At 38.5% G+C, this 17,138-nt stretch carries 17 protein-coding genes and 1 riboswitch; of the genes, 7 read left to right on the plus strand and 10 right to left on the minus strand.

Features of this window, described 5'->3' with window-relative positions; translation table 11 throughout:
* Positions 1-46 precede the first annotated feature (46 nt).
* Complete coding sequence (locus AS180_RS18440) at positions 47-982, minus strand: cation diffusion facilitator family transporter (RefSeq protein ID WP_025907505.1); 936 nt, start codon at positions 980-982, stop codon at positions 47-49.
* Positions 983-994: 12 nt separating this feature from the next.
* A complete protein-coding gene (locus tag AS180_RS18445) occupies positions 995-1,312 on the minus strand; it encodes an ArsR/SmtB family transcription factor (RefSeq protein WP_025907506.1) in 318 nt (105 codons plus the stop codon).
* Positions 1,313-1,638: 326 nt separating this feature from the next.
* Between AS180_RS18445 and AS180_RS18450 the strand changes: the two genes are divergently transcribed.
* Positions 1,639-1,788, plus strand: coding sequence for a BH0509 family protein (locus AS180_RS18450; RefSeq protein ID WP_035319822.1), 150 nt, complete (start codon positions 1,639-1,641; stop codon positions 1,786-1,788).
* A 208-nt stretch (positions 1,789-1,996) separates the two neighbouring features.
* On the plus strand, positions 1,997-3,913 hold the full coding sequence (locus AS180_RS18455; RefSeq protein ID WP_025907508.1) for a heavy metal translocating P-type ATPase: 1,917 nt from the start codon (positions 1,997-1,999) through the stop codon (positions 3,911-3,913).
* A gap of 243 nt (positions 3,914-4,156) precedes the next feature.
* Here the strand turns inward: AS180_RS18455 and AS180_RS18465 are convergent, their stop codons facing one another.
* Genes AS180_RS18465 through AS180_RS18475 form a run of 3 tightly spaced genes read right to left on the minus strand, consistent with a single transcriptional unit; the run spans position 4,157 to position 5,850 of the window.
* Positions 4,157-4,993, minus strand: a complete 837-nt coding sequence (locus AS180_RS18465; RefSeq protein ID WP_025907509.1) for a YihY/virulence factor BrkB family protein — start codon at positions 4,991-4,993, stop codon at positions 4,157-4,159.
* 15 nt (positions 4,994-5,008) lie between these two features.
* Positions 5,009-5,353 (minus strand): hypothetical protein, encoded by a 345-nt coding sequence (locus AS180_RS18470; RefSeq protein WP_025907511.1) that lies wholly within the window; start codon positions 5,351-5,353, stop codon positions 5,009-5,011.
* 23 nt (positions 5,354-5,376) lie between these two features.
* Positions 5,377-5,850 (minus strand): low molecular weight protein-tyrosine-phosphatase, encoded by a 474-nt coding sequence (locus tag AS180_RS18475; RefSeq protein ID WP_025907513.1) that lies wholly within the window; start codon positions 5,848-5,850, stop codon positions 5,377-5,379.
* Positions 5,851-5,998: 148 nt separating this feature from the next.
* Between AS180_RS18475 and AS180_RS18480 the strand changes: the two genes are divergently transcribed.
* Entirely contained in the window at positions 5,999-6,220 is a 222-nt protein-coding gene (locus tag AS180_RS18480; RefSeq protein ID WP_025907514.1) for a DUF1128 domain-containing protein, read from the plus strand.
* A 190-nt stretch (positions 6,221-6,410) separates the two neighbouring features.
* Positions 6,411-6,512: riboswitch (purine riboswitch) on the plus strand.
* Between the two features lie 77 nt (positions 6,513-6,589).
* Complete coding sequence (gene ade, locus AS180_RS18485) at positions 6,590-8,323, plus strand: adenine deaminase (protein WP_062687285.1); 1,734 nt, start codon at positions 6,590-6,592, stop codon at positions 8,321-8,323.
* A gap of 269 nt (positions 8,324-8,592) precedes the next feature.
* Here the strand turns inward: ade and AS180_RS18490 are convergent, their stop codons facing one another.
* Positions 8,593-9,282 carry a CAP domain-containing protein gene (locus AS180_RS18490; protein WP_025907518.1) on the minus strand — a complete coding sequence of 230 codons (690 nt, stop codon included), beginning with the start codon at positions 9,280-9,282 and terminating at the stop codon, positions 8,593-8,595.
* 418 nt (positions 9,283-9,700) lie between these two features.
* On the opposite strand from AS180_RS18490, the gene AS180_RS18495 reads away from it, so the two are divergent.
* The gene (locus tag AS180_RS18495; RefSeq protein ID WP_025907520.1) at positions 9,701-10,912 is read left to right on the plus strand and encodes an MFS transporter; all 1,212 of its coding nucleotides are present in this window, start codon (positions 9,701-9,703) and stop codon (positions 10,910-10,912) included.
* A gap of 13 nt (positions 10,913-10,925) precedes the next feature.
* Here the strand turns inward: AS180_RS18495 and AS180_RS18500 are convergent, their stop codons facing one another.
* The 4 genes from AS180_RS18500 to hmpA form a co-directional block, all read right to left on the minus strand.
* On the minus strand, positions 10,926-11,441 hold the full coding sequence (locus AS180_RS18500; protein ID WP_025907522.1) for a type 1 glutamine amidotransferase domain-containing protein: 516 nt from the start codon (positions 11,439-11,441) through the stop codon (positions 10,926-10,928).
* Positions 11,442-11,570: 129 nt separating this feature from the next.
* Positions 11,571-12,848 (minus strand): alanine/glycine:cation symporter family protein, encoded by a 1,278-nt coding sequence (locus AS180_RS18505; RefSeq protein ID WP_082636414.1) that lies wholly within the window; start codon positions 12,846-12,848, stop codon positions 11,571-11,573.
* Between the two features lie 615 nt (positions 12,849-13,463).
* The gene (locus AS180_RS18510) at positions 13,464-14,753 is read right to left on the minus strand and encodes a lysine N(6)-hydroxylase/L-ornithine N(5)-oxygenase family protein (protein WP_062687287.1); all 1,290 of its coding nucleotides are present in this window, start codon (positions 14,751-14,753) and stop codon (positions 13,464-13,466) included.
* A gap of 73 nt (positions 14,754-14,826) precedes the next feature.
* Positions 14,827-16,029 (minus strand): NO-inducible flavohemoprotein, encoded by a 1,203-nt coding sequence (hmpA, locus tag AS180_RS18515; RefSeq protein ID WP_062687288.1) that lies wholly within the window; start codon positions 16,027-16,029, stop codon positions 14,827-14,829.
* Between the two features lie 233 nt (positions 16,030-16,262).
* On the opposite strand from hmpA, the gene AS180_RS18520 reads away from it, so the two are divergent.
* Positions 16,263-16,712, plus strand: coding sequence for an RrF2 family transcriptional regulator (locus tag AS180_RS18520; protein WP_025907529.1), 450 nt, complete (start codon positions 16,263-16,265; stop codon positions 16,710-16,712).
* Positions 16,713-16,943: 231 nt separating this feature from the next.
* The coding region (locus AS180_RS18525) for a DUF4372 domain-containing protein (RefSeq protein ID WP_139109177.1) at positions 16,944-17,138 on the plus strand (195 nt) is incomplete at its 3' end.

Genomic DNA, 17,138 nt, shown 5'->3' on the forward strand with positions numbered 1-17,138 from the left:
TTAGAAGCAATCATTTTGTTATGTCCCAAACTCTTTCTATTCTCCTCTATACCTTCAGCTCACCATGCTCCAGTCCCGACTTCTCAACTTGAATCGTCGAATGCTCAATGCCACACTGCTCGTTCACTAAGTTCAGCGCTTTTTGTAAAATAGCCTGGCAGTCCTGGTCGTCACTTACTTGTAAATGACAGCTAAAAGAATGAAGTCCCGATGTAATCGTCCATACATGAATATCGTGAACACCTTTTACGCCATCAATTTCTTTAAGTAGTTCCTTGATTTTATTTATATCTACGTGTGCAGGCGAACCTTCCATTAGGATATGAAAGCTATGAGTTAATACTCCCCACGCACTTTTTAGAATTAGGAGTGCAACCACAACGGAAATAATAGGATCGGCAATATACCAATTAAACAAAAGCATGAGCAGCCCGGCAACTAATGCTCCCACAGAGCCTAAAGCATCCCCTAACACGTGTAGGTATGCACTTCGCAAATTAACGTTATCCTTTACGTCCCCTTGTCGTAGCAGCGACCACGCACTAAGCAGGTTAGCACCTAAACCAATGGCTGCAATAATCATCATTGTACCACTCGCAACCGTTTGTGGATTTAATACTCGTTCATATGCTTCATAAATAATAAAACCTGCGATAACAAAGAGAGTTACTCCGTTAAACAAGGCAGCTAATACTTCGAAGCGATAATACCCGTACGTTTTTTCAGATGAAGCTGCACGGTTTGCAAACCAAATGGCTACAAGACTCAGTGCTAATGAACTTGTATCCGAAAGCATATGACCACTGTCTGATAGAAGAGCCAAGCTATTTGTGACAAGTCCTCCAATGAATTCTAAAATCATGATACCCGCTGTAATACATAAAGCAATAAGCAACCCTTTTTGGTTGCCTTCACGCTGCATATCAAAGTGTTGATGACCATGGTGATCATGGCCGTGATGGTGATGATGGTGGTGACTCATTCAATCTCCTCCCTATTCTTCATGCACGCATTCAATATGCTGAATCACTTGATTTAAAATACCTACAACATGTTCGTCTGCATATGTGTAAAAGTATGTATTTCCTTCTCTTCTGTATTTCACTAATCGTAAATTCCGCAAATAGCTTAGCTGGTGGGATACAGCAGATTGTGAAATATTTAATACTTCTGTCATATGGCCAACGGAACATTCTTCTTGAAATAGTAAATATAAAATTTTCATTCGTGTCGGATCAGAAATAGCTTTTAGCATGCGAGATGCTTCGTCGACTGTTCTGTCTGATAAAAAGTGATGGTCTTCTCTCTTCATTAAAGATTCCCCTTCCACAACATATGACATTATATGAGCATATGCTCATATACATGATTGTAAATTCAATAAAAATATTTGTCAACTGTTACTATTTCCAGAAATACTGTTTTCATTACTAAGGAGTCGCACGCTCCTTCGCTTCATTATTTTTGTATTTAATCGTTTAAAACTAGATACAGCGTCTGCAATTTCTAGGCTAAATCAACAATTTTAAAAAAATAAGCCTAATTTCAAAAAAAAGCTACACAAAATTCAGAAAACTGTTATATAATACAATTAATAATAATAATCTGTATTAAAACAGACTGAGAGGAGAAATAACAATGAGCAGACAAGAGCGCAAGAATATGATTATGTTTATTGAAACAATTAAGGGGTTTGATCGTGAGACGTTAATGTACATGACGGATGCTGATATTGAGCATGTTTATTCATCCGCATACCGACTATATGAAGAACACTTAGACATGTGAGCGCATATACTCTTTTTAGGTTATAAGCGCCATTTTCACTATTCCTTCTGTAGCTATTCCATGTTATACTTTTGTTACTAATATATTCAAAAAAACTTTATAACAATTGTAAGACGTGCTGCTATCGCTGAGATGGCAGCTTTTGTGCTTTTTTAGGGGTAATGATTGTGATTATTCTTCTCAACTACTACATTATAGGAGGCTTTTTATGGAACAAACATTAGCAAAAAAACAAGAGAACCAATCGACTTCTTCATTTCTTGCTGGCATGCAGACACACGGTGAATTGATTGCTGCTCTTGCAAGCGGCGTGCTTATTTTAGTTGCTTGGCTTTTATCAAAACAAGATGCTTCGACCTTATCTATTACGTTATTCATTCTGGCTTATGTTATTGGAGGATTTGCCAAAGCTAAAGAAGGTATTGAGGAAACGATTGAAAATAAAGAACTAAACGTGGAAATGCTGATGATTATTGCAGCCATTGGTGCAGCTGTGATTGGCTACTGGACAGAAGGTGCCATGCTTATCTTTATCTTTGCACTAAGCGGAGCGCTTGAAACATACACCATGAATAAAAGTAGCCGTGAAATTAGTGCTTTAATGGATTTACAGCCTCAAGAAGCAACGCGCTTAAACGGAGATCATGAAGAAGTCGTAGCCATTTCTGAACTACAAGTGAACGATACGTTGCTCGTGAAGCCTGGTGAACGTGTACCGGTAGATGGCATTGTCTTATCAGGTGAAACAACGATTGATCAAGCAGCCATCACGGGTGAATCCGTTCCTGTTTTAAAAGCGGCTGATGAAGAAGTGTTTGCTGGTACAGTAAATTTAAAAGGGGCTATCGTCATTAAAATGACAAAGCCAAGTACGGAAACACTGTTTCAAAAGATTATTCAGCTTGTACAAAGTGCTCAAAGCGAAAAATCACCTTCTCAGCTATTCATTGAACGCTTTGAAGGAACCTATGTAAAAGTGGTTCTCTCTGTTGTTGCCATCATGCTGTTTCTTCCTCACTATGTTCTTGGGTGGAGCTGGACTGAAACGTTTTACAGAGCAATGATTTTACTTGTTGTTGCCTCTCCTTGCGCACTTGTAGCGTCCATTACGCCAGCTTCGCTTTCAGCTATTTCGAACGGAGCTCGTAAAGGAATCCTATTTAAAGGAGGCGTCCATTTAGAGCGATTAAACCATTTAAACGCAGTGGCGTTTGATAAAACGGGGACGCTTACGAAAGGAAAGCCTGAGGTAACAGATGTACTCGTTCGTGACGGCGTTTCTGAAGATGAGTTTTTAATTAAAATTGCTTCCATTGAGCGTCAGTCAAACCATCCGCTTGCTCAGTCAATTGTGCAGTTCGCAAAAGACAAAAGGAATCTTCAGCTACTTCAACCTGAATCTCTTGAAGATGTTCCAGGCTTTGGTGTTATTGGAACGGTCCAAGGTAAACAATGGAAGATTGGAAAAGCAGATTTCATTGGCAAAGATGATGCCACTTCGTTTAAAAACGGAGCTGCGGTAAATCTTGCTTCTGAGGGGAAAACCGTTGTTTATGCAAGAGATGAACACGGCGTTATTGGAATCTTAGCATTAAAAGACGTTGTACGAACAGAAGCAGTAGAAGCCATTAAAGTACTGAAATCACTTGGCATTCACACCGTCATGATTACAGGAGATAGTAAAAAAACAGCGGAAGCAATCGCAAAAGAATGCATGGTAGATGAATATATTTCCGAATGCTTGCCTGAAGCAAAAGTTGACAAAGTAAAAGAATTAAAAGAGAGATATTCGACTGTAGCGATGGTTGGAGACGGAATTAACGACGCACCAGCTCTTGCTACTTCTAATGTTGGAATTGCGATGGGAGAAGGGACAGACGTCGCGTTAGAAACAGCTGACGTTGTACTGATGAAAAACAATTTATCAAGAATTGCCGATGCTGTTAAATTATCTAAGAGAATGAACAGCATTGTTAAGCAAAACGTCATCTTCTCAATCAGCGTTATTTTCTTATTAATTTCGTCAAACTTCCTTCAAGTTCTTGATATGCCTTTTGGCGTTATTGGGCATGAAGGAAGCACAATTCTTGTTATCCTAAACGGACTGCGCTTATTAAAGTCTTAACACAAAAAGAGGCCCTTCACCAGGCCTCTTTTTTTATAAAAGCATATTCCTTAATGGTAGCCGTTTTGCCCATTTTGGCTATTACTTGTCTTATGCTTTGGATGGCTTTTTTTGTTTTGTTTCGTGTTGCTTCCGTCTTTTTTCGTATGTTTTGTCATGGTAAATCCCCCTTTCATTTCACCATTAGTATGCCCGCTTCCTACTCTTCGTTTCATACCAATATATGCAAATAGGGTGGTCGCCTTATGCTTTGATTGCTTTTTTTCGCTCATAAAAAATGGCGTTAATTTCTCCACCAATGACAATAATCATTCCTGACAAATACAGCCAGATCAACAATACAATAATGCCGCCTAAGCTCCCGTACGTTGCCGTATAGTTTCCAAAATTATTAACGTAATATGAGAAAATAAACGACACAACCGTCCAACCAATTGTTGCAAAAGCAGCTCCTTGTACAACATTTTTTAAAGTCAAGCGCTTGTTAGGAGCAAAATAGTATAAACCCATAAAGACAATAAACAGGATAATACCGCTAATAATCCACCTAGAAGCAGCCCATAATGATAAAAAGGTTTCAGATAATCCGAAGGTTGAGAACAGATAAAAGCCGACCATATGACCAAACACAGGTAATAACAGCGCCACAATAATCACGAAAATCATCGCAAACGTTAGTAATACAGCCATACCTCTTGCCACTAGAAAAGGACGATTCTCTTGCACATGGTAAGCACGGTTAAATGCTCGCACAATGGCATTAATTCCGTTAGATGCTGACCACATTGTCGCGATGATCCCAAACGATAACAACTTTCCGTTATGAGAGCCAATAATATTATCTAGATTATTTTCAATCATACTCATTGCTTGATCTGGCGCAAAGCTTTCAACAAGCTCCAATAAATCAGGTGCTTGAACGGGCAAAAAACCAATGAGCGTAATGAGAAAGATTAGAAACGGAAAAAGCGACAAAAGCAAATAGTATGCTAGCTCCGCTGACAGGCTTGGCAGTTCATCGTTATGAATGCGAGCTGCTAATTCTTTTATAAAAGCTACAATCTTTGTTGTGTCGGCCATATGCTCACCTCTCAATTATTTCTGTTCATCTTGGCCATACTTATGTGAGAAAGTCTCCTTTGTTGTTTTTACTACGTCTAATACCTGGGGAGTTGTTTTCTTAAGCTGTTCCACCTGTGTCGTTAAAAACGAAACATCATCGGATACTTGTTCAATTGTTTCACGCACAGCAGCATATTTTTCTTGAAGATTTTGCTTTACCTCATCTGGATGTTTAATCATATGTACCGTCTTATTTTTAACAGCTTTACTGTTTTCAATAACCGTTCTACGCGTATTTTTATCAAGCATTGAAATTGCAGCACCAGCTATTGCTCCAATAATAATCCCTTCAAGAAGTTTACTTTTTCCTTGACTCATATTCCCACTCTCCTCTTGTTTAGTTAGCTTAATTTGTGCTCTTTTATGATTTCTTCTACTAACTGCTTACATCCTGCTGTAACCAGGCCGTATACCTCATCAAAATCCCCCGTATAATAAGGGTCAGGAACATTTTCAACGGACAAATGTGGAACATAATCTAACAGACGCTCAATGCGTACATCACGATGATGTCCAGCCATACGTCTTAAGTTCCCCACGTTTTCAGCGTCCATGCCAATAATATAATCAAATTGATTAAGATCTTCTTCAATAACTTGGCGCGCTGTTAAACCTGTAACGTCAATTTGATTGTCCGTTAAAATACGAAGCGTTCCTTCATGAGGTGGCTTGCCCTCATGCCAGTTTCCTGTTCCGGCTGAATCAACCTCAATTTGCTGTTCGAGCCCTTTGTCTTTTACGAACTTTCGAAAGATTGCTTCTGCCATTGGAGAGCGACAGATGTTGCCAAGACATACAAATAGTACTTTAACCATAGTTTCGACTCCTTTCTCTTATTACAAACATTATATACAAGCCTTTTCATTTAAGAAAACCCTGTTTTTGGTCAAAGAGTTTGACAACACAGTGTTCTTCTTATCAAAACATGTTACAATGAGAAAAAAGCTCGGAAGGATGAACATAGTGGATTTATCAGTAAAGTCTCCAGAAAACATTACGTTTATGATTGATCAAATTAGCGAAAAGCTTCGCATGTTAAACATCGGTGCAATTAAAGGCGATGCTTTTGATGAAGAAATGTACGAGGATTTAAAATATTTATATGAAATGGTTATGCGTAAAGACTCATTCAGTCCAAGTGAAATGCAAGCAATTGCAGAAGAATTAGGGGCGTTACGCAAGTAAGCTTAAGCTTCACAAACGTCGTCAATGCCTGCTCTGTACATTGGCGGCTTTTTCTTACCCACATCACTTCTTCCAACTTCACGACATTCGTTTATTTTTCTTTAAAACATTATACGAGTAGAATATTCGCAAAAGTCTTTCTTTTCCAATAGTAATTGACGACTTCTCAAAATACAGATACAATGTATCGCAATACCTATAAGCATACACTCGTATAATCTTGGAAATAGGGTCCAAGAGTTTCTACCAAACTACCGTAAATAGTTGGACTACGAGAGTTGAACATTTTTATACCTCTATATTACTTCCGAGCGGTGTTCTACTCTTTTTAGTCCTTCATTGTTTCACAATGAGAGGAGATAAACCATTATGTCAAACCATTCACTTAAAAAGCAAATTGCTGTTGCAAATAAACAAATTCCAGCTGACTTAGTCATAAAAAACGGACGTATTATCGATGTGTTTACATTAAGCGTTCTTGAAGCAGACATTGCCATCGCGGACGGAATGATTGTTGGCCTTGGTGAATATGAAGGCAAACAAATAATCGATGCGACTGGCAAATATGTCTCACCTACTTTCATTGATGGCCATGTTCATATTGAGTCATCAATGGTCACACCGAAAGAGTTTGCAAAGCTTCTCGTACCGAGAGGCGTTACCACTGTCGTAACTGACCCTCATGAAATTGCCAACGTTTCAGGCGAAAAAGGCATTGAATTTATGCTCCAAAACTCTGAAAACCTTCCGCTTGAAGTACTTATTAACTTGCCATCAAGCATTCCAGCTACTCCGTTTGAAAGCTCTGGAGCTGTCTTAAAAGCAGAGGACTTACGACCTTTTTTCAATCATGAACGCGTGATTGGTTTAGCGGAAGTTATGGACTTTCCTGCTGTCCGTGATGCGAACGATGATATGCTTGCTAAACTTCAGGCAGCCAAAGATCATCAAGGCGTAATCGATGGCCATGGAGCCGGATTGGATGCAACAGGGATTAATATTTATCGAACAGCTCACATTTCAACGGATCACGAATGCGTAACAGCTGATGAAGCACTCGAGCGCGTTCAGCGTGGCATGCACGTCCTTATCCGTGAAGGCTCTGTTGCCAAAGATTTGAAGCAGTTGCTGCCGGCTGTTAATGAGCGCAACGTTCGACGATTCTTATTCTGTACAGACGATAAGCATCTAGATGATTTGCTAGCCGAAGGATCTGTTGACCACAACGTTCGCCTTGCAGTGAACGAAGGTTTGGACCCACTTATGGCAATCCAAATGGCATCATTAAACGCAGCTGAGTGCTACGGTTTAGCGCAACAAGGTGCTGTTGCTCCTGGATACAAAGCAAACATCATGCTATTTGATGAACTAGAAAATATTTATGCGTCAACGGTTATTACAAATGGAGAAGTAGTGGCCAAAAGCGGCCAGCTTGTCGTTGAACCGGCTAATGAAACAAACGAGCCTAAAGACTTGATGCACTCGGTAAATTTGAAATCTATTTCCATTGAACAGCTGCAAATTAACATGAAGAACAATAAAGCAAATATTATTGAAATCATTCCAAACCAGCTTATTACCAACCACGTAGTGGAAGAAGTAGTAGTTGAAAACGGAACGTTCACGATTGATACAGAGAGAGATCATTTAAAATTAGTCGTGGCCGAGCGCCACCACCAAACGGGCAATATCGGCCTTGGGATTGTCAAAGGGTTTCAATTAAAAGACGGAGCCATCGCAACAACGATTGCTCACGACTCTCACAATGTTGTAGCTGTTGGTACAAATGACCGGGATTTATTGATGACCATTAAAGAAATGGAAAAAACCCAAGGTGGAATTGTACTCGTAAAGGATGAACAAGTGCTTGCTTCTCTTCCACTTTCAATTGGAGGCCTCATGTCTCCTCTACCTTACGAACAAGTAAACAAAGAGCTTCACGTTCTACATGAAGCATTAAAAGGATTAGATATTAGCGATGCCTTCAATCCATTGCTTACTTTATCTTTTTTAAGCTTACCCGTTATCCCATGCTTAAAATTAACGGATAAAGGACTTTTTGACTTTATGAGCTTTAAACATATTGATATAGAAGCGAATTAATTCACAAAAAAGCTCACTCTCGTAATGAGAGTGAGTTTTTTATTTATACGTACGCGTAGACGTTGTTGAACGATTCTTTCGGTTTTTATAGTACTGGTAGCCTTCTTTCATTAAAATAGGGAATACAGCTACTATGATTTTTTTTAAAATTCTTCTCATGCGCATCGCACCCTTTCCTTGTCTTATGACATTAATTTACCCGACTTTCTTTAATAAAAAACATAAAAAAGCAAGCAGATTTTCTTCTGCTTGCTTTCTTGTGTCATGAATTATTTTGAAATAAACATTTGTGTCCAGTAAGTTGAATCTCCTTCAACAAAGCCTACACCGATGTGAGTGAAATCAGGGTTCATGATGTTTTTACGGTGGCCATCACTGTTCATCCAGCCTTCCATTACTTCTTCAGGTGTTTTTTGACCTTTTGCAATGTTTTCACCTGCAGATGAATATTCAATGCCAAATTGCTTCATCATATCAAATGGTGAACCGTACGTTGGTGAAGTGTGGTCAAAGTAACCTTTATCCATCATGTCTTTTGATTTTTCACGAGCTACGTCACTTAGTTCTGTGTCAAGCTCAAGTGGTTTTAAACCTTCTTTCGCTCGCTCTTCGTTTACTAATGTAACTACTTGTTGTTCAAACTCGCTTACGTTTTTTGCTTCAGCTTTTGAATCTTTAGATTCTGCTGGTTTTGCTTCAGCTTGCTGAGCTGGCTGTGCTGCTTCAGCTTTTGGCTGTGCTTCTTTCTTAGCTGGTGCTGCCGCCTCAGCTTTTTGTGGTTGAGCATTGTATTTCTTTACTAACTCATCGACATTTATATTTTGTGCTGCTTGAGCATCTTTAATAGTAATTTGCTTTGGTGTGTTGCAGTCAGGTGCAGCTGCGTTAGCTTGTCCTGCTGTTAATAAGCCGATTGAAACGGCACCTGCGATTGTAGCAATACGGAACTTCTTATTCATGTTGTAAATTCCTCCTTGAAAGATATCTGTATTTGTAGACAGCTACGCTACAGAATGAATCTGCTAATCTCGCGTTGCATATTCATTGTTACATGGATTCATAGATTCAATCAACCGCTTTTCCGTTACCAAAATTAACTAGAGTTTTTTGTAATTTTTTTTAATATATCGCTAGCCCTTGGTATTCCTCACTTTTCCCCTCTCTTTTTCCATTCTATTAAAATCGCTAGTAATATAACTGTAAATATAGCGTTACAAACGTTACAAGAAAAGAATGAGAATAATAGGAATGAGACCATTTTATATCCTTTTTTACCATTCAAGAAGATGTTTTGTGATATGATTCAGTGTGTAGATTCATTTAGAAACACGAAGTACTTTGTCGACATACTTACTAAAATGATCGGGGAACGATATTATGTGGAAAAATCGCAATGTATGGATTTTGCTGTTGGGTGAGCTAATCGCTGGATTAGGTCTATGGATGGGGATTATCGGCAATCTAGAGTTTATGCAGGCTAAAATCCCTTCTGATTTTATGAAATCAATTATCTTAGCCATTGGAATTGTCATTGGGGTTGCCCTCGGTCCTCTTGCTGGAAAGCTTACTGACCAATTACATAAAAAGAAAGTAATGCTAGCAGCCGGATTGCTTCGAACAATCAGCGTCTTATTTATGCTGCTTGCATTAGCAACTGATTCAATTGGCTGGATGATTGTTTTCCTTATTTTAATTCAAATTTCTGCTGCATTCTATTTTCCTGCTCTGCAGGCTACCCTTCCCCTTGTTGTAGATGAAAAAGAATTACTTCAGCTAAACGGCGTATACATGAATGTTTCTACGCTGTCTAGAATTTTAGGTACAGCATTGGGCGGTGCTCTTTTAATGATCATGCCTTTACATACGCTTTACCTCTTTTCATTCGCTGCTTATCTCGCTTTATTTTTATTAACGATGCTATTAAAAGTTGACGATGACAGCGTGTCGAAGGTTGGGGAACATGTAAAAGAAAAGCGGGATTTTAGCACGTTATTCCCAATGATTAAGCAGGAGCCTATTGTTTCAATTACGCTTATCATGCTGTTGATTCCTTTATTATTTATTGGTGGCTTTAACTTAATTGTCATTAACATTAGTGAGCTTCAAGACAGCGCAGCTATTAAAGGCTGGATCTATACAGCTGAAGGAATTGCATTTATGCTCGGTGCGTTTACTGTTAAACAACTCACGAAATATATAAGCCAAGTTCAAATCTTATTTGTTTTTTCATTATTTGTAGGGGTTTCACAACTCATGCTCTACATGGCTACAAATTCTCTTATTACTATCATCGCATTCACAATTTTCGGCTTTGCTATCGGCTGCTTTTTCCCTGTTGCAGCAACGATTTTTCAAACAACCGTACCAAAAGACTTTCACGGTCGCTTCTTTTCGTTCCGTAATATGCTTGAACGTATCGTCTTTCAAGTTGTGCTTCTAACAACGGGCTTCTTGCTAGATAGCATTGGTTTTCAATTAATGACGGTTGCTTTTGGAATGGTCTCTGTTGGTCTTACCACCCTCTTTTACATTTGGTATCGCCAAACTCGTCAACGAGTCACTTTAAACAAGAAAAAAGCGCTCAGCTGAGCGCTTTTTATTCTTATGATAATACATTTACTGATTCACGAATGAATGCAGGTAAATCATCAGGTGTACGGCTTGTAACTAGTTGGTTTTGGCACACAACAACTTCTTTATCATGGAAGTTTGCGCCTGCGTTTTTCAAGTCAACCGCAATTGACTTATAGCCTGTAATATCGCGACCTTTTAACGTATCTGCATTAATTAAAAGCTGCGGGCCGTGACAGATGGCCATAACCGGCTTTTTCTCATCCATAAATGCTTTTGTAAATGCAACGACATCATCGTTAGCGCGCAGAATGTCAGGTGAAAAACCTCCTGGTAAGAATAAAGCATCAAACTCTTCTGGCTTTACCTCTTTAATACCTTTATCAATGCTGATCGTTGTTTCTCCTTGCTTACCTTTTACTGTTTTGCCGCCTTCAACGTCAATCGTTGTTAGCTCATGACCTGCTTCTTTCAATGCTTTGGCAGGGTCTGTATATTCCACATCTTCAAATAAATCTGTTACTAATACTGCGATTTTTTTACTCATCTCAACAAGCAACTCCTTTATTTCTGTGTAATAGCTTTTGTTCTATAAATAATGTACCCTTGTCTTTTCACCTTAAACATGGAATTTACAAATGATATGTACAAAAAAAGCTTTGCTGACCGCAAAGCTTTACCATTTTGTCTTATATTCTTTATAAATTTTGACTACAACAGGGCTCAAAATAAAGAGCGCGATTACGTTTGGCAGAACCATTAATGCATTGAATGTATCGGCTAAGTCCCATACAAGCGTAACGTTTAAAGTAGATCCTAACACAATAAAAAGTAGTACAAGCGCACGGTAAACGCTGATTCCTTTTTTTCCAAACAGATAATTGATATTGTTTTCTCCAAAATAGTACCATCCTAAAATGGTTGTGAAAGCAAAGAAGAATAAACAAATTGCAATAAACGGGTGGCCAAACTCGCCGAGACCCCTTGTAAAACTTTCTTGAGTTAACTGGATACCATTTAAGCCCGTTTCATAGGATTTCGTCATGATAATGACGAGCGCTGTTAGGGTACAAATAATGACGGTGTCAATTACAACCGCTATGATAGCAACTAATCCCTGCTGAGCAGGATGTTTTACGTTTGCCGCAGCGTGAGCATGAGGCGTTGAGCCCATTCCTGCTTCGTTGGAAAATAACCCACGTGAAACCCCATAACGAATAGCTTCTTTAATTGTTGCGCCGATAACTCCACCAGTGGCAGCAGCTGGATTAAACGCTGATTCTACGATTAATATAAACGCATCCACGATTCCAGAGAAATTTGCGAATACGATAACTAAGCTTCCTCCTATATAGAAAAGTGCCATAAACGGTACAACAAATTCAGCAATTTTTGCGATTCGCTGAATTCCGCCAAAGATAATAAAGCCAATTAATATCGCAACAACAATTCCTACTGCAACGCGTGGAATATTGAACGTATCAAAGGATGCTGCGATGGAGTTTGACTGCACCATATTTCCGATAAACCCAAGTGCGATAATAATGGACACGGCAAAAAAGCCCGCTAACCATTTGCTCCCTACTCCTTTTCGGATATAATAAGCAGGTCCTCCAACAATCTGGCCATCTTTCTCTTCTTTATATTTCTGCGCAAGAACTGCCTCTGCAAAAATCGTGGCCATGCCGAAAAACGAGCTAACCCACATCCAAAAAATAGCCCCAGGTCCTCCCAAAGCAATAGCTGTTGCAACACCCGCTAGATTTCCTGTCCCAACCTGAGCAGCAACTGATGTTGCCAACGCTTGAAAGGGAGAAATTCCATCTTTATTGTCAGGGTTCTTTTTAAACATTCCGCCAAACGTTTGAACAAATGCTTGTTTGAGCATTGTTACTTGGATAAAGCCTAAGCGAAACGTATAAAGGATACCAATTCCCAATAAAAACGTAATCATAAATGGCCCCCATAAAAAACCATTTATGCTATTTATAAATTCTGATATGTTCACTTTTTCTACTCACCTCAAATACTATAATGGTTAAATCAACATGTATGTTTTATCCACACTTCTACCTTCTACTTTGACATAACAAAATAGGAGGTAAAAGTATCGATGCGATAGACACCGAACCATATCCTTTGACAATACTGAGACAAAACTCCTGATTTATTGAATACAATTATGTCATTATACCGAAAAAAAATAAAAAGACAAAGTAAGTTTTTAACTGTAAACACTTACATTTCTCATAAAAATGAGGATGGTACATAAGTATTTCATTCAATGATATATCCGAACTATGGAGAGTTATCTCTTTTTTATACTTCAGTTGTTTGTTGACTTGGAAAACAAGTTTAAAAAAAGAGTGGAATAGAGCGTAGGACACGCGACTCCTGCGGGAACTGGAGGAAAAACTGAGATCGCTCAGCGAAGCGAGGAGGATCAGGTTCCTCCCCGCCGAAAGCGAGTGTCTGTAGTGCAATGGAACGAACGCTTTCTGACAACTTAATTCGTTTAGAACAGTCACGATTCTTCTTTGAGAAGGAATCATGTAGTTATGTCACACCCTCATTCAGGTAAATCAAATTGTTGAAAGGTCGTGTTAAAGGAAACAGGATAAATTTCTTTACCCGCAATTGTATTAACGATACATTGCTTTCGTTGAACAGATAGCCCTAAGTTTGTTGCGCTTGAACCATGGGAATGCTCAATATTTGTTAGCGTAAACATGTAATGGTCACGAGGGGTTTTGAACTGCAAGCGATAGTCTTTCATTACTTTAAAACGCTTATCATCTTCCCATTCAATTTCATTGTGAAATTTACCCATCCATTTTGGCAAGTGTGGTTTATAACCCGTTGCGAGAACCACTCGATCAGTTTCGTAAGCGAATTCTTTATTTGTTTGCTTTTGACGGCAGTGTAAGTGATAGCCACCTTCATTTGTTATTCCTTCTACTTCGATTGAAGCTCGAATCGTAACCGGAACCTCACCTTGAATCGAGCGATGATACATTAAATCATAAATATGCTGAAGAGTGGAAGCTTCAATCCCATTTCGTAAAGGATTTAAATCTTCTAACGCTTGGATTCGTTCTTTAAAAGGAAGATCATGAAAATGCTGAACATAATCTGGTGAGAATAGCTCTTGAGCAAGCTTTGACTGATCTAACTGCTGAAAGTTTGAAGAGCGAGTAAACCAACTCAGATGATAGCCATATGTAGGCTGATTTTTTAAAAGGTCATAAAAAATCTCTGCCGCGCTTTGACCAGAACCAACTACGGTAATATGATGTCCTTGTTGTAAATGCTCTTTGTGCTGTAAATATGAACTGCTATGTACGACATCATTTCCCAGGGAATGTTTTAGACCTTTTGGTACGAATGGAACTGCACCTGTTCCGAGCACCACATGCTTCGCATAAAATAGCTCCTCTTTATTGCTCTTCGTCTGCTTCACAGTTACTTCATATCCATATTCATGATTCTTTACATCCACAACTTCATGTTGAAAATGGCACGATTTAAGCTGGGCTTCTACCCATTTGGCATATTCGTTATACTCCTGCCTTGGAATATCGAATCGATTAAAATAAAAAAATGGATACATGCGCTTTTGCTTATGGATATAGTTTAAAAATGTATAGGGACTAGTCGGATCAGCAAACGTAACTAAGTCTGCTAAAAATGGTACTTGCAAGTCTGTTCCGTCAATTAACATACCGGGATGCCACTCAAATTTCTCTTCTTTATCAAAGAACACCGCACTTATTTCTTCAACAGGCTCAATTAAAGCAGCAAGTCCTAAATTAAATGGGCCAATACCGATTCCAATCACATCATATACTTGTTCGTTCATTAAAAAACTCCCTTTCATCAAAAAAAGCTAACAGTTTATAGTCCTGTTAGCTTTTTACCCGTTCTACGCAAATTTATTCAGTTACCGCTACGCTCATTTTAGGGGTAAAAGCCTCAAAATGAATACTTTCGCTTTTCACTCCTATTGCCTTTAAGCTTTTAATCATTTCTTCCATAAATAATGGTGAACCACAAATATAAAAAGAAGCTTCTGTGTTTTTACACCACTTCTGTAAGTCGTCGCGAATAATACGTCCAGCTTTTTGGTCATACGTTCTGTCGGCATCTACATCTCCGTCACTATATGCTACGTGGTAGCTAAACGGATACTTAGCGAAAAGCTCCTGTAGATCATCTTTAAAAATATGCTGTTCTTTCGTTCTCACTGCATGAATAAACGTAATATCCCGATGCTCTTCAATGGATTTTTTCAACATTGGCATTGTTGGCGTTATGCCAACTCCTCCGCTAATCAAGACCACTGGATGCTCTTCGCTCTGCTCTAAAACAAAGTCACCAGCAGGCGCGCTCATTTCAATTTCATTTCCTACTTCTACATGATCATGTAAATAAGCTGATACTTCCCCTTCTGCTACATTCACTTCTCGTTTTACCGTAATGCGATAGTATGACTGGTCCCCAAAATCAGATAAGCTATATTGACGAATAGACATAAATTCCTCTGAAGGTACCTGAACACGCACACTTACATACTGCCCTGGTAAAAAAGTAGGTAATGGATTTTGATCGACCGGTTTTAAATAGAAAGAGTACACATCACTCGACTCTTTAACTTTCTTAGCCACCACAAACGGTTTATAATCACTCCATCCACCTTTAGCACCTTCCGCTTGCTCATACATTTCTTTTTCGACAGAAATAAAAATGTCAGCAATGTCTCCGTATGCTTTCTTCCATGCTGCTAAAATATCATCGGTTGCGCTATCTCCAAGGACCTCTTTAATAGCCCCAAGTAAAAATTCACCTACAATCGGATAATGCTCAGCTTTCACACCAATGCTTCGGTGTTTATGAGCAATTTGTTTCACAACAGGAACCAATACATGGAGCTGATCGATATGCTGTGCGGCTGCATATACCGTGTTAGCAAGAGCGGTTTGTTGGCGCCCTGTTCGTTGATTTGTACGATTAAATACGTTTAATAACTCCGGATGAGCTTCAAATAAATTTCGATAAAAACAGGTCGTAATTTGTTCACCATACTGTGCTAAAACAGGAGCCGTGCTTTTTACAATATCAATTTCATGCTGATTCATTTTGTTGTCCTCCTAAAAAGATATATTTAATATATATGTTTTAAAACAAAAAAGATATATCAAAAATACATCTTTATAATACCCTAAACTTCTTGAAAAAAATAGCTACTTCTGAAAACCGCAATAAATAATTCACAAATTAGCAATGTGCGAAACAAAGAGCAACTTGCTATTCCTGTCGGAAACAGTCATGATATGATTAATAAAGTTAGTACAGAAAGAAGCGTGAAACTATGAGGCTAACACAGTATACGGATTATTCCTTACGTGTGCTGCTTTACTTAGCTGTTCGAGATCGTCAAAGCTTAAGCAATATTAAAGAAATTGCGGACGCTTATCAAATATCAAAGAATCACTTGATGAAGGTAACCCATGAACTAGGAAAGCTTGGATTAATAGAGACGATCCGCGGGCGTAAAGGCGGCATTCGATTAGCAAAAAACCCTAAAGAAATTAATATTGGTGCTGTCGTGCGCCAAACAGAAGAAGATTTTCATATTGTTGAATGTTTTAACAGCGAGCTTAATAAATGTACAATTTCTCCTTCATGCAAGCTCAAGCATGTGCTCTACGAAGCCATGCAAGCTTTTATCAAAGTACTTGATGGTTATACGCTTCAAGACTTAGTTATGAACAAAGATGAGCTAAATTTCTTATTGTTATCCGGTCAACAAAAAACCTGAACGATTAAAAGTTATGAACTCTCAATCGTTCAGGTATAGTAGAGGCTGAATTACTTATGTCTCAGTCTCTTTTTAATATGGTTTTTTCTGCACTAGTGTTGCATTAATTTAAATTAACTATTAAAAAGACTCAAAATCTTCAATTTTATTATTTTAGGCAAACAAAAAGTCCTTTATAATGGAAATAGATGGTGGTAACCCGTCCAAATCCACTAATAAAGGACCAAACTTATGGACAAGATTACACGAAAAACTTCATTTGGACAATGGTTTTCACCAATTAATCTTCAATTATTAGAAGATAACGTGAAAACATTGAAATTAGATTACTATACGAAAAAATTAACGACAGAATCATTCCTTAAATTATTACTTTTTGCACAGCTAGTAGAAATTGAAAGTCTACATGCATTGGGCGATAGCCTT

The organism is Priestia veravalensis, from assembly GCF_001457055.1.
Taxonomy (GTDB): domain Bacteria; phylum Bacillota; class Bacilli; order Bacillales; family Bacillaceae_H; genus Priestia; species Priestia flexa.

Coding starts and splice junctions, on each gene's coding strand:
- AS180_RS18455 (WP_025907508.1), top strand. CDS start 1,997: ATGGAACAAACATTAGCAAAAAAACAAGAGAACCAATCGACTTCTTCA.
- AS180_RS18500 (WP_025907522.1), bottom strand. CDS start 11,441: ATGAGTAAAAAAATCGCAGTATTAGTAACAGATTTATTTGAAGATGTG.
- AS180_RS18520 (WP_025907529.1), top strand. CDS start 16,263: ATGAGGCTAACACAGTATACGGATTATTCCTTACGTGTGCTGCTTTAC.
- hmpA (WP_062687288.1), bottom strand. CDS start 16,029: ATGAATCAGCATGAAATTGATATTGTAAAAAGCACGGCTCCTGTTTTA.
- AS180_RS18505 (WP_082636414.1), bottom strand. CDS start 12,848: ATGATTACGTTTTTATTGGGAATTGGTATCCTTTATACGTTTCGCTTA.
- AS180_RS18465 (WP_025907509.1), bottom strand. CDS start 4,993: ATGGCCGACACAACAAAGATTGTAGCTTTTATAAAAGAATTAGCAGCT.
- AS180_RS18450 (WP_035319822.1), top strand. CDS start 1,639: ATGAGCAGACAAGAGCGCAAGAATATGATTATGTTTATTGAAACAATT.
- ade (WP_062687285.1), top strand. CDS start 6,590: ATGTCAAACCATTCACTTAAAAAGCAAATTGCTGTTGCAAATAAACAA.
- AS180_RS18495 (WP_025907520.1), top strand. CDS start 9,701: ATGTGGAAAAATCGCAATGTATGGATTTTGCTGTTGGGTGAGCTAATC.
- AS180_RS18510 (WP_062687287.1), bottom strand. CDS start 14,753: ATGAACGAACAAGTATATGATGTGATTGGAATCGGTATTGGCCCATTT.
- AS180_RS18475 (WP_025907513.1), bottom strand. CDS start 5,850: ATGGTTAAAGTACTATTTGTATGTCTTGGCAACATCTGTCGCTCTCCA.
- AS180_RS18440 (WP_025907505.1), bottom strand. CDS start 982: ATGAGTCACCACCATCATCACCATCACGGCCATGATCACCATGGTCAT.
- AS180_RS18490 (WP_025907518.1), bottom strand. CDS start 9,282: ATGAATAAGAAGTTCCGTATTGCTACAATCGCAGGTGCCGTTTCAATC.
- AS180_RS18445 (WP_025907506.1), bottom strand. CDS start 1,312: ATGAAGAGAGAAGACCATCACTTTTTATCAGACAGAACAGTCGACGAA.
- AS180_RS18470 (WP_025907511.1), bottom strand. CDS start 5,353: ATGAGTCAAGGAAAAAGTAAACTTCTTGAAGGGATTATTATTGGAGCA.